This window comes from Kribbella sp. ALI-6-A (assembly GCF_001984195.1).
Classification (GTDB): Bacteria; Actinomycetota; Actinomycetes; order Propionibacteriales; family Kribbellaceae; genus Kribbella.
In genome coordinates, this window is sequence record NZ_MTQN01000009.1 from 495,319 (window position 1) to 507,127 (window position 11,809).

The following is an 11,809-nucleotide window of genomic DNA, read 5'->3' on the forward strand; positions in this document are numbered from 1 at the left end:
TTCAGTTCGTAGCGGCGACCACCCGGCAGCGCCCGCTCCCCCGTTGTGGGGTGGTGCACCTGGCGCGGGGCTCGGTTCTGCTCGACCGTGTCTCAACCACGCCCACCCGGCACGTCGTCTTCGGCTCCACTCACCAGGTCGCCACGGCATACCGCGCAGCGACCGTGCGACCGCCGTTTGTCACGGCGTGGTGCTTCCTCTTGACAGACTCCAGGCCGAGGCTTAGTTTCTCACTAAATTTAGTGCCGAAGTAAGTTGTAGAGGAGCGCCGCGTGGTGAACGCCCAAGGTCCGATTCCGCGCGGTGATCTGGTGCCGTCGGGGGTTGTCGGGCTGCTCGGGACGCAGGGGCCTACGTCGCGGGCGGAGATCGCGCGGGCGCTCGGGCTGAGTCCGGCGACCGTCACGCAGGTGACGAAGGACCTGATCGCGCGAGGGCTGGTCGAGGAGTTGGAGTCGGTGCCGTCGACGGGTGGGCGGCCGGCGCGGTTGATCGGGCTGGTGACGGACGCGGGGGTCGCGCTCGGGGCGAAGGTGACGGCGGACCACGTGGCGGTGGTGACCGTCGAACTGGACGGGACGGTGCGGTCGTCGACGGAGCACGACTACGACCCGGCGGCGGAGGACGCGATCGCGCGGCTCGGGCAGATTCTGGCCAAGGAGATCGCCGAGCTCGACGATCGGCTGCTCGGCGTCGGGGTCGGCGTACCGGGGGCGGTGGATTCGCAGGCGTCCGGGATCGTGGACGCGCCGACGCTGGGCTGGCAGGCGGCGCAGGTCGGGCCGACGCTGCGTGCGGCGCTCGACACCCCGGTGCTGGTCGACAACGACGTGAACACCCTGGCCGCCGCAGAGCGGCTCTACGGGATCGGCCGGGACCACTCGGCGTACCTGGTGGTCACGATCGGGCGCGGCATCGGGTGCGGGATCGTCGTTGACGGCGGCATCTACCGCGGCGCGAACGGCGGCGCCGGGGAGATCGGGCACATCCCGGTCTTCGGCGACGGTGATCTTCCGCCCTGCACGTGCGGCTCGACCGGTTGCCTGGAGGCATACATCGGGGCCGCAGGCATCGTTCGCGCCGCTCGCGCCCGGAAGGCGATCGGCCCGCGCGGGACCATCGCCACCCTGGTACGGGCCGCGGGCAACGGTGACGCCGCGGCGCGACAGATCTTCGAGCAGGCCGGCGCGATGCTCGGCCGGGCGCTCGCCGGGGTGATCCACACGGTCGACCCCGAGGTGGTCGTGCTGATGGGTGAGGGGGTGGACGGGTGGGAGTTCTGGCAGACCGGTTTCGAGCCGTCGTTCCGGCGATCGTTGCTACCGGCCCGCAAAGACGTGCCGGTCGTGGTGGAACCGTGGACGGAGGACCAGTGGGCCCGCGGGGCCGCGTCGCTGGTGCTCACCTCCCCGTTCGACTCGGCCGGCAACGGCGGCGAGCAGAGCCGCCTGGTCCGCGCGCGGATGGGGACCCGATGAACGGGGTGACGGTGGAGGCACGCGCGACCGCCGCCGGTCCGGTCCGGGACCTGCCTACCACACCAAAGCGTCCACGCCGCCGCCCAGGACAGTGGAAGCGCCTCGGCTGGGTGCTGTTCTTCTTGCTGCCGAGCGCCATCCCGTTGTTCGTCTTCACGCTGATCCCGATGGTGTCGTCGCTCTGGGTCAGCCTGCACCAGTGGAACCTCATCTCCCCGATGAAGTGGGTCGGCTTCGGCAACTACGCCAACCTGCTCGGTGACGAGATGACCCGCCGGGTCTTCCTGCACACACTGATCTACGTCGTCGGCTACCTACCCCTCGTGTACGTCGGCGGGCTGCTCCTGGCGCTCGCACTCAACCAGAAGCTGAAGGGCCGCTCCTTCCTGCGAGCGACGTACTTCCTCCCGGTGGTGACCAGCTGGGTGGTCGTCGCGCTGGTCTGGAAGTGGCTGCTCAACCCCACCAACGGCCTGGTCAACCAGGTGCTCGGCGCGATCGGCCTGCCCGAGCCGGGCTGGTGGACCGATCCCCAGTGGGCGCTGCCCGCGGTGATGCTCTCGTCGGCCTGGAAGGACCTGGGCTTCGTGATGGTGATCCTGCTGGCCGGGCTGCAGGCCATTCCCGGTGAGCTCCACGAGGCCGCGATGGTGGACGGCTCGAGCCCCTGGCAGCGCTTCTGGCGGGTCACGCTTCCGCTGCTGTCTCCGTCGACCTTCTTCGTGGTGGTGATCTCGCTGATCAACGGCTTCCAGGTGTTCGACCAGGTCTACGTGATGACCGCGGGCGGCCCGGCCGGGTCCAGCCAGGTGGTCGTCGGGCAGATCTACGACCTGACCTTCCGCTACGGGCGCGCCGGTGAGGCCTCCGCGCTCTCCTGGATCCTGTTCGCGGTCATCCTGCTGATCACCGTCGTCCAGATCCGCGGCCAGCGCCGGTGGGTGCACTATGCGTGACACGCGCTCGCTGCCCGCCAGACTGGCCCTGTACGCCGCGGTGCTGGTGGGCGCCGCGATCATGCTCTTCCCGTTCCTGTGGACGGTGATCACCTCGATCACCCCGGAGGGCTCGCTGGCCGACGGCCCGAAACTCGTCGTCGACGATCCCACCCTGAACGCCTACCGCACCCTGCTCGACGCGATCCCGATGTGGCGGATCATGCTGAACTCGCTCGGCATCGCGATCGCCTCCACCGTGCTGCAACTCGTCACCGGCGCGATGGCGGCGTACGGGTTCGCGCGGTTGCAGTTCCCGTTGAAGAACGTCGTGTTCGGGTTCTACCTGGCCACGCTGATGGTGCCGCTGCAGGTGCTGGTCGTGCCGCTGTTCATCGAGATGAAAACGCTGAACCTGCAGGACACGTACTTCGCGCTGCTCGCCCCGACGATCGCGTCGGCGTTCGGGGTGTTCCTGCTCCGGCAGGCAGTCACCGCCGTACCGCTCGAACTGGACGAGGCCGCCACCATCGACGGCGCGGGACACCTACGCATCTTCACCACCATCGTGCTGCCGCTGATCCGGCCCGCGCTGGCGACCGTCGCGGTGTTCGCGTTCATGGGCAGCTGGAACAGCTTCCTGTGGCCGCTGGTGGTGATCAGGTCGCCGGAGTTCATGACGCTCCCGCTCGGCCTGTCCACCCTGCAGGGCCAGTTCACCACCCAGTGGGACGTCGTGATGGCGGGTTCCGTCGTCTCGATCGTGCCGATCGCTGTCGTCTACCTGCTCGCGCAGCGCCACATCATCGCCGGTGTCGCACACACCGGCATCAAGTGAGGGCCTGCACCAACCGAAAGAAGGCATCATGGCTCTACTCAAGTTCGCCGTGGCGGGGGTGGCCGCGGCGCTCGCGCTGACGGCCTGCGGCCAGGGATCGGCCACCAAGGAGGCGGCCGCGCCGGAGGGCAAGTCCGTCGTCCGCTACATGAACTTCTCGTCCAACGACGGCCACGAGAAGGACCTGACGGCGATCGTCAACGCCTTCCAGACCGCCAACCCGAACATCACCGTGCAGGTCGAGACCGTTCCGTACGCCGACTACTTCACCAAGCTGCAGACCTCGGTGGCCGGCGGCAACGCGGCCGACGCGTTCGAGCTGAACTACGAGAACTTCGTCACCTACGCCAAGAACGGCTCGCTGGCCGAGCTGAAGGACGTCGACGGCTCGGTCTACAAGAAGTCCCTGTACGACGCGTTCAACGCCGACGGCAAGCAGTACGGCGTGCCGGAGTCGTTCTCCAACGTGGTGCTGTTCTACAACAAGGCGCTGTTCAAGAAGGCCGGTGTGGCGGAGCCGACCGCGGAGTGGACCTGGAAGGACGAGCAGGCCGCGGCCGCCAAGCTGACCGACAAGGGCGCAAAGGTCTGGGGCGACTACCAGCCGGTGTCGTACAACGAGTTCTACAAGGTGCTCGCGCAGAACGGCGGTGAGTTCCTGAACGCCGACCGGACCGAGGCGACCTTCAACTCACCCGAAGGCGTCGAGGCGGCGAAGTTCCTGATCGACAAGGTCGGCAAGTCCATGCCGACCGAGGCCGACGGCGCCGGTACGCCGGACTTCGACTCCAAGCTGTTCAAGTCCGGCAAGCTCGCGATGTGGCACACCGGGATCTGGATGTTCTCCGCGATGGCCGACGCGCCGTTCGAGTGGGACGTCGTGGTCGAGCCCGGCAACACCAAGAAGGCGTCGGCGATGTTCGTCAACGGCCTGGTCGTGTCGGCGGCGTCGAAGAACGCGGAGGCCGCGCAGAAGTGGATCACGTTCCTCGCCTCGTCCGACGAGACCACCAAGACCCGGCTCGCGAGCTCGTGGGAGCTGCCGCCGGTCGCCGACGAGGCCAAGCTGGCGCCGTACCTGGAGCAGCCGAAGCCGGCCAACCGCGAGGCCGTGTTCGCCGCGCTCGAGGAGACCGTGCTGCCGCCGGTGATCGAGCGTCAGCAGGAGATGCAGGACCTGGTCACCCAGGAACTGACCTCCGCCGCGGCCGGCCGCAAGCCGGTCGAGAAGGCGCTGGCCGACGCCCAGACCAAGGTCAACGGCCTGCTGAAGAAGTGAAGGACGCGATGATCCCCACCTCCGCCCCGAACCTGAGCGAGCTCGCCCGGCTGCGCGAGCTCGCCAGGCACAGCCACACGGTGATCACCCAGCACCAGGACCCGGGTGGCGCCTATCCCGCCGCGCCGACGTTCTCGGCGTACCGGGGGTACGCGTGGCTGCGCGACGGCTCGTTCACGGCCGAGGGCATCTCCCGGTACGGCGACGTCGCCTCGGCCGGCCGGTTCCACGACTGGGTGGACGGCGTACTGCGTCGTCGCCGCGCGCAGGTGGACGACCTGCGCGCGGCCCTGGCCCGGGGCGAGACGCCGTCGCCCGAAGCGATGCTGCCGACCAGGTTCACCTTCGACGGGCAGAACGGGTCGGACCCGTGGTGGGACTTCCAGACCGACGGGTACGGGATGTGGCTGTGGTCCGTCATCACGCATGCCGCGCGGCACGGGCTGGACCTGGCCCGGTGGCAGGCGGGGATCGACGTGGCGGTGGACTATCTGATCGCCTTCTGGGACCGTCCCTGCTACGACTGGTGGGAGGAGCACGTCGAGCAGCGGCACGTGTCGACGCTCGGCGCGATCTACGGCGGGCTGGTCGCCGTCGCGCCGCACACCTCGACGCCGGTGCTGGAGGTCGCCGGGCGGATCCGGACGCTGGTCGAGACCGAGGGTGTGCACGACGGTCACCTGGCCAAGTGGCTGGGAAGTTCGGCCGTCGACGGATCGTTGCCGTCGTGCGTCGTCCCGTTCGGACTGGTTGCCCCCGGCTCCCAACTGGCGGGCGGCACTCTCGCGGCCGTCGCGCAGGAGCTCGACGTGGACGGCGGCGTGCACCGCTTCACCGCCGACGTGTTCTACGGGGGCGGGCAGTGGATCCTGCTGTCCGCCCTGCTCGGCTGGAACCTGGCCGCGGCGGGCGACACCGTCGGCGCGTGGCGGCATCTTCGCTGGATCGCCGATCAGGCGGACGAGAACGGCGACCTGCCCGAGCAGGTCGGCCACCGGCTGCTCCACCCCGACTCCCGTGAGGAGTGGGTCGCCCGCTGGGGCACCGTCGCGAGTCCACTGCTCTGGTCCCACGGCATGTACCTGATCCTCGCCGACGAACTCGGCATCACCGACAAGGACGCTTGATGCTCACGCACCGACCCCACGGCATCGAACACCCGTACGCCGCTTCGCCCGACCAGCGCGTCCCCGTGCTTGCGCTGACCGGCCAGTCCGTTCGGCTCGGCGTCGTCGCGCCCGACGCAGGCCAGGTGATGTGCGAATGGGGCTCGGTGGAGCTGCCGATGGAACGAGCTGTCACGGCGGCCGCGGACGCTGCCGCGCTGGCCGGCGGCGACGGGCATCTGAGCGAGGCTCAAGCCAAGTCTCTCGGCGCCGACGGCGCGTGGTCGGTGACCACTCCCCCGGTGCTCGAGCCGGTGAAGTACCGATTCCGCGCCGGCACGGTGACCACCGAGTGGTTCGAGGTTTCGCCTGCCGCGTGGGCGTCGTCCGGCGGGGAGATTCGCGGTGGGGACGGGCGGGTGCGCAACGTCGAGTGGTTGACCTCGGCGGAGGGCGTGCACCGGGCGCGGTTGTCCTTCGAGCTCGGACCCGACGACCACCTGGTCGGGTTCGGCGAGCGGTACGACGTACTGGATCAGCGTGGGCGTGACCTGGACGCGGTCGTGTTCGAGCAGTACAAGTCGCAGGGGGTTCACGGGCGGACCTACCTGCCGATGCCTTTCGCGCATGTCGTGGACGGATCGGGCAACGGCTGGAGCTTCCACGTCCGGACCTGCCGGCGTACGTGGTACTCCTCGGACGAGACGAAGCTGACGATCGAAGTGGCTCTGGGCAATGAGCCGGTGGTTGACCTGGGCATCTACGAGGGTTCGCCGACCGAGGTGCTCAAGGCCTTCCTGGACGAGGTGGGCCGGGCCGAGGAGCTGCCCTCGTGGGTGTTCCGGCTGTGGGCCTCGGGCAACGAGTGGAACACCCAGGAGCTGGTCACCGCCCGGATGGACACGCACCGGGACCTGTCGATCCCGGTCGGGGTCGTGGTGATCGAGGCCTGGAGCGACGAGGAGGGCATCACCATCTGGCGGGACGCGCGCTACGAGGTGACCACCGACGGCAGCGCACACGCGGCGAGCGACTTCACCTATCCCCCGGACGGCGCCTGGCCGGACCCGAAGGCGATGATCGACGACCTGCACGCGCGCGGGATCAAGGTGATCCTGTGGCAGATTCCGCTGCAGAAGACCGAGTTCAGCACCGGACAGGTGGCGGCCGACGCCGCGGCGATGGTGCGTGACGGCCACGCCGTGCTGGAGGCCGACGGTACGGCGTACCGCAACCGTGGCTGGTGGTTCCCGCAGGCGTTGATGCCCGACCTGTCGGTGCAGCGCACCCGCGACTGGTGGACGGCGAAGCGGCGCTACCTGGTCGAGGACCTGGACGTCGACGGGTTCAAAACCGACGGCGGCGAGCACGCGTGGGGTCACGACCTCGTCTACGCCGACGGCAAGCTCGGTGACGAGGGCAACAACCTGTACCCGGTGCACTACGCCCGGACGTTCGGCGACCTGCTCCGTTCGGCCGGCAAGGCGCCGGTCACCTTCTCACGCTCGGGCTTCACCGGTTCGCAGGCGCACGGCATCTACTGGGCCGGCGACGAGGACTCCACCTGGGAGGCGTTCCGCTCGTCCGTGACCGCGGGCCTGACCGCCGCCTCGTGCGGGATCGTGTACTGGGGCTGGGATCTGGCCGGATTCTCCGGACCGGTGCCCGACGCCGAGCTTTACCTCCGCGCGGCCGCCGCCTCGGTGTTCATGCCGATCATGCAGTACCACTCGGAGTTCAACCACCACCAGCTCCCGCTCCGCGACCGCACCCCTTGGCACGTCGCCGAGATGACCGGCGACGACCGGGTCGTCCCCCTCTTCCGCTCGTACGCCGAACTCCGCGAACGCCTGGTCCCCTACCTGACCGAACAGGCCGCCCGGACCATCAGCACCGACCGCCCATTGATGCGCCCGCTCTTCTTCGACCACGCCGACGATCCCGAGGTGTGGAACCACCCACACCAGTACCTGCTCGGCGACGACCTGCTGGTCAACCCGGTGCTGGAGCCCGGCGCGACGCACTGGACGACGTACCTGCCCGCCGGCGACTGGACCGACGTCTGGACGGGCGAGCCGGCCGGCGCCGGACAAGTCACCCGCGAGGTGCCGCTGACCGTCGTACCGGTGTATGCGAAGACCAGCAGTTGGCAACGGCTCGCGCCGATCTTCGTCACGCCAGGTACGTGACGAGGTCCGCGATCGAGACCATCGCGAAGTCATGAGCGTCGGCGAACGCGCGCAGGTCGGCGCCGGTCATCAGCGTGCCGTCGTCGTTCATCAGCTCGCCGATCACCCCGACCGGCGGCAGCCCGGCCAGCCGGACGAGTTCGACCGTCGCCTCGGTGTGACCGGGCCGCTGCCGGACACCACCGTCGACCGCGCGCAGCGGGAGGATGTGACCGGGCCGAATCAGATCCGCGGGCTGCGCCGACGGGTCGGCCAGCACGCGCACGGTGCGGGCCCGGTCAGCGGCCGAGATGCCGGTGCCGACACCGGTACTCGCGTCGATCGACACCGTGTACGCCGTGCGCAGGCTGTCCTGGTTGTGCGGGACCATCAGCGGCAGCTCGAGCCGGTCGAGGATCTGCGGCGCGGCCGGCGCGCAGACGTACCCGCTGGTGTAGCGGACCAGCAGCGCCATCAGTTCGGGCGTAGCCAGGCTCGCGGCGAAGGTCAGGTCGCCCTCGTTCTCGCGGTCCTCGTCGTCGACGACCACGACCGGGCGGCCACGGCCGATCTCGGCGATCGCGCGGTCGATGGTGTCCAGGCGGGTTGTCGTCACGGCGGTGCTCACGGTCGCTGTCCTCTCGGCAAGGCGCTCCGGGGCAACGACAAGCTCCGCGACGCCGGCCACGCCGCGCCCGGGTGTTCGCACCCAGGCGTCGACGGACGACGTCCCGCAGATTGCCACGTGCGTCTTCCCATCCGGACTTTCACCGTCGGTCCTGGAATTCCACCAGGTCAACCGGACCTCCTTGCGGAGGTACGGGTCGCGGACTGTCACCGCCGGCTCGGAATTTCACCGACCCCAGAGCACGTGTTCTACGTTTGGCCGCCAGTCTATCGGCAGACTCGGCCCGCGCGGTGTTTTGTCGGTCTCAGCTGATCGGCATCTCCTCGGGGAGCGAGACGCTGATCAGCGCGGTCGACAAGATGCCGCGCAAGAGCGTGCCGGTGGTGGACAAGGTCGTACAGGTCATCGGCGGCCTCGCCGACGCGACGTAGCTTTCCCAGTTGGGTACAGGGGTTGGAAAGCACCACCGAGGAGGAGTCCAATGAGCACCAGCCAGGTCAATCCCCCGCCCTTCGACGGCCCCGAGAGGGACGCGACCGACGCCGACCAGGACCCGAACACCGTGAGCGACCGGGCCGACGAAGGCAAGCCGCTGGCGGAGTCGGGCCTGCCCGACCCCGACGAGGCTCCCGCTGACGACGACCCCAACGACCAACTCCTCCGCGACTAGCTCGGCTGGAAGAACTCCAGCAACCTCCGACTGGCGTCCGACCTGCTCACGCTCGCCAGCGGAGAAGCTGTCCTGGCGGCGATCGGCGGCGTCGACCTCGACACGGTCGTGCCGGCGGTCGCCGCGGTCAACGCCTACGTGATCGTCGCGGTTCGCCGGGAGATCCTCACCTGGACGCCGACCAGTCGTTCCGGATCGGCCTCGACCTCCTGCTAGACGGCATCGCGGCCCGCATCTCGGGCTGACCCCACCCCGCGACCTGAGCACCGCCCTCCAGGGCGGGGCTCACGCATGTCTGCGTAGCACACTGGGATAGACGATGGACATTAGTGTGTGCCACACAGTATCGTGTGAGGCATGGCCGACGCCGAAGAACTGATTCTCAGCCAGGCCCAGGAGCTCCGTCGCGGGACGGTCGTCCTGGCCTGTCTCGCGCTGCTCGAAGCACCGCAGTACGGCTACGCGCTGCTGGTGACGCTGAACGACGCGGGCGTCACGGTCGACGGCAACACGCTGTACCCGTTGCTGCGCCGGCTGGAGAAGCAGGGCCTGCTGACCAGCGACTGGAACACCGACGAGTCGCGGCCGCGCAAGTTCTACCGCGTCACCCCGGAAGGCTCGCGCGTGCGGGCCGGCCTGGTGCGCGAGTGGGAGGACCTGGTGGACTCGATCGCCCGACTGACCAAGGAGAACCGATGAGCGGGAACACGCTGACCGATCGCTACGTGCACGAGGTGGTCCGGCGGATCCCGGCCGACCAGCGGGCCGACGTGGCCGACGAGCTGCGCACGACCATCGCCGACACCGCCGACGCGCGGGGTGCGGCCGACCCGGAGGCCGCCGAGCGCGCGGTGCTCACCGAGATGGGCGACCCGATCCGGCTCGCCGCCAAGTACGCCGACCGGCCGCTGGCTCTGATCGGGCCGGAGCTCTACCCGGCGTACGTCCGGCTGCTCAAGCTGCTGCTGACCACCGTGCTGCCGATCGTGGTCGCGGTGCTGGTGGTGATCGAAGTCCTGGACAGCAATGACGTCGGCGCGGCGATCGGCAGCGCGATCGGCGGCATCCTCACCGTCGGCGCGCAGATGATCGCCTGGCTGACGGTGGTGTTCGCCCTGATCGACCGCTCCCGGCACCGCGAGACGGCGGTCGCGGAGGTCGACCAGTGGAGCCCCGACGACCTGCCCGAACTCCGGCAGACCGAGAAGCGGGACTCCGGCGCCGCCCTGGCCATCGGATGGAACGCGCTGGTGCTCGCGCTGATCGTCTGGCAGCACACCGCCGCGCCGTACCGGGCCGGCAACGATCGCATCGAGGTGCTCGACCCGGCGCTGTGGTCGGGCTGGATCTGGCCGATCCTGGTCGGCCTGGCCGGCGTCGTGACGCTCGAGGTGATCCGCTTCGCCACCCGCACCTGCACCATGCTGCACGCCGGCCTGTACGCCGTGGCCGAACTGCTCGTCACGCTGCCGCTGGCGTGGATCCTCTCGCAGCACAAGTTCTTCAACCCGGCATTCCTGGCCGACGTCAACAACGGCTGGACGGTGCCGGACGCGGTCTACACGATCGCCGTGATTGCCGTCCTGCTCGTCAGCGGTTCCGAGATCGTCAGCCGCTTCCGTGAGGCTCGCGCACAGAGCTGACCGTCACGGCTCCGAGCAGCGCCCGGCGCTCAGGCTTCCGCAAGGACCTGGGCGCCGGTGCGTTCCGGGGCTTGGCGGCGGTAGGCGCCGGGCGCAACGCCGAACTCGCGTTTGAACGCGGCGGCGAAGGCGAACTCCGAGGTGTAGCCGACCTGGTGGGCGATCGAGGCCAGGGACGCGTTGCCGCTGCGGAGCATTCGCGCCGCCGTACTGAGGCGCCACCAGGTCAGATAGGTCAACGGCGGCTGGCCGACGAGAGCGCTGAACCGGCGGGCGAAAACAGTCCGGGACAGGCCGGCTTCGCGGGCGAGTTCCTGGACGGTCCACCGTCTGGCCGGATCGCGGTGGATCTGGTGCAGGGCCGCCGTGATCGCGGGATCGGTGAGCGCGGCGCCCCAACCGGTCTCCGACCGGCCGGACTCGGAGTCGAGCCACTCTCGCAGCAGGTACACGAGCAGCAGATCGAGCAGCGCGGGCTGCGCGGCCTCCGCACCGGGACGGTTCTCGGCCAGGTCCGCGCGCAGCAGGTCGACCGCCGCATCCAGTCCTGACCGCCGGCCAGGGTGCGCCGGGAGATGCACGACCTCAGGCAACGATCGCAGGAACGGATGGGCCAGCCCGCGGTCCAGTCGGTAGGCGCCGCAGAGCAGCAGCGCCTGGTCGGGCGCCTCGTCGTACTCGCCGATGTTGTCGACGCCGGCGTCGGGCGGCAGCTCGGACACCTTCCGGCCCGGGCTGTCGCTCATCCCGTGCTGTACGCCGTGCGGCAGGAACACGACGTCGCCGGCGCTCAGCGCGACCGGTTCGCCCGCTGGTGGGATCAGCCAGCACGATCCCTGCAGCACCACATGGAATCCGGCGCCCGGATAGGGCCCGAACCGGTTGCCCCATCGCCCTACCCGCTGCGACCGGGTGAACTTCGGCACTCCGACCCGCGCGCTGGCGATGACGTCACTGAACACGTCCACTCCCCCAGCCTACCGGGACGATCACGTATGTTTCCGACCGATCGCCAATTAGGAAAGCCCACTCCTGGTTCCTGGGCTGACATCGCCAACACCGAC

The 11,809-nt window shown here is 69.4% G+C and carries 12 protein-coding genes and 1 riboswitch; of the genes, 10 read left to right on the forward strand and 2 right to left on the reverse strand.

From position 1 onward, the window contains the following. Positions 1–272 precede the first annotated feature (272 nt). The 6 genes from BWI15_RS11300 to BWI15_RS39310 are packed head-to-tail and all read left to right on the forward strand — an operon-like array spanning position 273 to position 7,825. Entirely contained in the window at positions 273–1,478 is a 1,206-nt protein-coding gene (locus BWI15_RS11300) for an ROK family transcriptional regulator (protein WP_077014281.1), read from the forward strand. Continuing rightward, positions 1,475–2,434 (forward strand): carbohydrate ABC transporter permease, encoded by a 960-nt coding sequence (locus BWI15_RS11305; protein ID WP_237771224.1) that lies wholly within the window; start codon positions 1,475–1,477, stop codon positions 2,432–2,434. The genes BWI15_RS11300 and BWI15_RS11305 overlap by 4 nt, the downstream gene beginning before the upstream one ends. Further along, positions 2,427–3,251: a carbohydrate ABC transporter permease gene (locus BWI15_RS11310; RefSeq protein ID WP_077014282.1), complete on the forward strand. Its 825-nt coding sequence runs from the start codon at positions 2,427–2,429 to the stop codon at positions 3,249–3,251. The genes BWI15_RS11305 and BWI15_RS11310 overlap by 8 nt, the downstream gene beginning before the upstream one ends. A 28-nt stretch (positions 3,252–3,279) precedes the next feature. Next, positions 3,280–4,530: an ABC transporter substrate-binding protein gene (locus tag BWI15_RS11315; RefSeq protein ID WP_077014283.1), complete on the forward strand. Its 1,251-nt coding sequence runs from the start codon at positions 3,280–3,282 to the stop codon at positions 4,528–4,530. Between the two features lie 8 nt (positions 4,531–4,538). Next, a complete protein-coding gene (locus BWI15_RS11320) occupies positions 4,539–5,657 on the forward strand; it encodes a glycoside hydrolase family 15 protein (RefSeq protein WP_083750753.1) in 1,119 nt (372 codons plus the stop codon). Further along, positions 5,657–7,825, forward strand: a complete 2,169-nt coding sequence (locus BWI15_RS39310; protein ID WP_077014284.1) for a glycoside hydrolase family 31 protein — start codon at positions 5,657–5,659, stop codon at positions 7,823–7,825. Before BWI15_RS11320 ends, BWI15_RS39310 begins: the two co-directional genes overlap by 1 nt. Here the strand turns inward: BWI15_RS39310 and ribB are convergent. After that, positions 7,809–8,432: a 3,4-dihydroxy-2-butanone-4-phosphate synthase gene (gene ribB, locus BWI15_RS39315; protein WP_077014285.1), complete on the reverse strand. Its 624-nt coding sequence runs from the start codon at positions 8,430–8,432 to the stop codon at positions 7,809–7,811. The two genes, BWI15_RS39310 and ribB, sit on opposite strands and share 17 nt — an antisense overlap. 113 nt (positions 8,433–8,545) lie before the next feature. Beyond that, a riboswitch (FMN riboswitch) is annotated at positions 8,546–8,679 on the reverse strand. 43 nt (positions 8,680–8,722) lie between these two features. Here ribB and BWI15_RS39320 point away from each other — a divergent pair. From BWI15_RS39320 to BWI15_RS11345, 4 genes are all read left to right on the forward strand, one after another. Continuing rightward, a complete protein-coding gene (locus tag BWI15_RS39320; RefSeq protein WP_168197291.1) occupies positions 8,723–8,863 on the forward strand; it encodes a hypothetical protein in 141 nt (46 codons plus the stop codon). Positions 8,864–8,913: 50 nt separating this feature from the next. Beyond that, positions 8,914–9,102: a hypothetical protein gene (locus BWI15_RS11335; RefSeq protein ID WP_077014286.1), complete on the forward strand. Its 189-nt coding sequence runs from the start codon at positions 8,914–8,916 to the stop codon at positions 9,100–9,102. A 357-nt stretch (positions 9,103–9,459) separates the two neighbouring features. Then, entirely contained in the window at positions 9,460–9,801 is a 342-nt protein-coding gene (locus BWI15_RS11340) for a PadR family transcriptional regulator (RefSeq protein ID WP_077014287.1), read from the forward strand. Next, positions 9,798–10,745: a permease prefix domain 1-containing protein gene (locus BWI15_RS11345; RefSeq protein ID WP_077014288.1), complete on the forward strand. Its 948-nt coding sequence runs from the start codon at positions 9,798–9,800 to the stop codon at positions 10,743–10,745. Before BWI15_RS11340 ends, BWI15_RS11345 begins: the two co-directional genes overlap by 4 nt. 29 nt (positions 10,746–10,774) lie before the next feature. Here BWI15_RS11345 and BWI15_RS11350 read toward each other — a convergent pair whose 3' ends face one another. Next, positions 10,775–11,713, reverse strand: coding sequence for an AraC family transcriptional regulator (locus tag BWI15_RS11350; RefSeq protein ID WP_077014289.1), 939 nt, complete (start codon positions 11,711–11,713; stop codon positions 10,775–10,777). Between the last annotated feature and the right edge of the window lie 96 nt (positions 11,714–11,809).

Bases quoted from the DNA above. Each gene is read 5' to 3' on its own strand.
- BWI15_RS11305 (WP_237771224.1), top strand. From the start codon at position 1,475: ATGAACGGGGTGACGGTGGAGGCACGCGCGACCGCCGCCGGTCCGGTC.
- BWI15_RS11310 (WP_077014282.1), top strand. From the start codon at position 2,427: ATGCGTGACACGCGCTCGCTGCCCGCCAGACTGGCCCTGTACGCCGCG.
- BWI15_RS11315 (WP_077014283.1), top strand. From the start codon at position 3,280: ATGGCTCTACTCAAGTTCGCCGTGGCGGGGGTGGCCGCGGCGCTCGCG.
- BWI15_RS11320 (WP_083750753.1), top strand. From the start codon at position 4,539: ATGATCCCCACCTCCGCCCCGAACCTGAGCGAGCTCGCCCGGCTGCGC.
- BWI15_RS39310 (WP_077014284.1), top strand. From the start codon at position 5,657: ATGCTCACGCACCGACCCCACGGCATCGAACACCCGTACGCCGCTTCG.
- BWI15_RS11335 (WP_077014286.1), top strand. From the start codon at position 8,914: ATGAGCACCAGCCAGGTCAATCCCCCGCCCTTCGACGGCCCCGAGAGG.
- BWI15_RS11340 (WP_077014287.1), top strand. From the start codon at position 9,460: ATGGCCGACGCCGAAGAACTGATTCTCAGCCAGGCCCAGGAGCTCCGT.
- BWI15_RS11345 (WP_077014288.1), top strand. From the start codon at position 9,798: ATGAGCGGGAACACGCTGACCGATCGCTACGTGCACGAGGTGGTCCGG.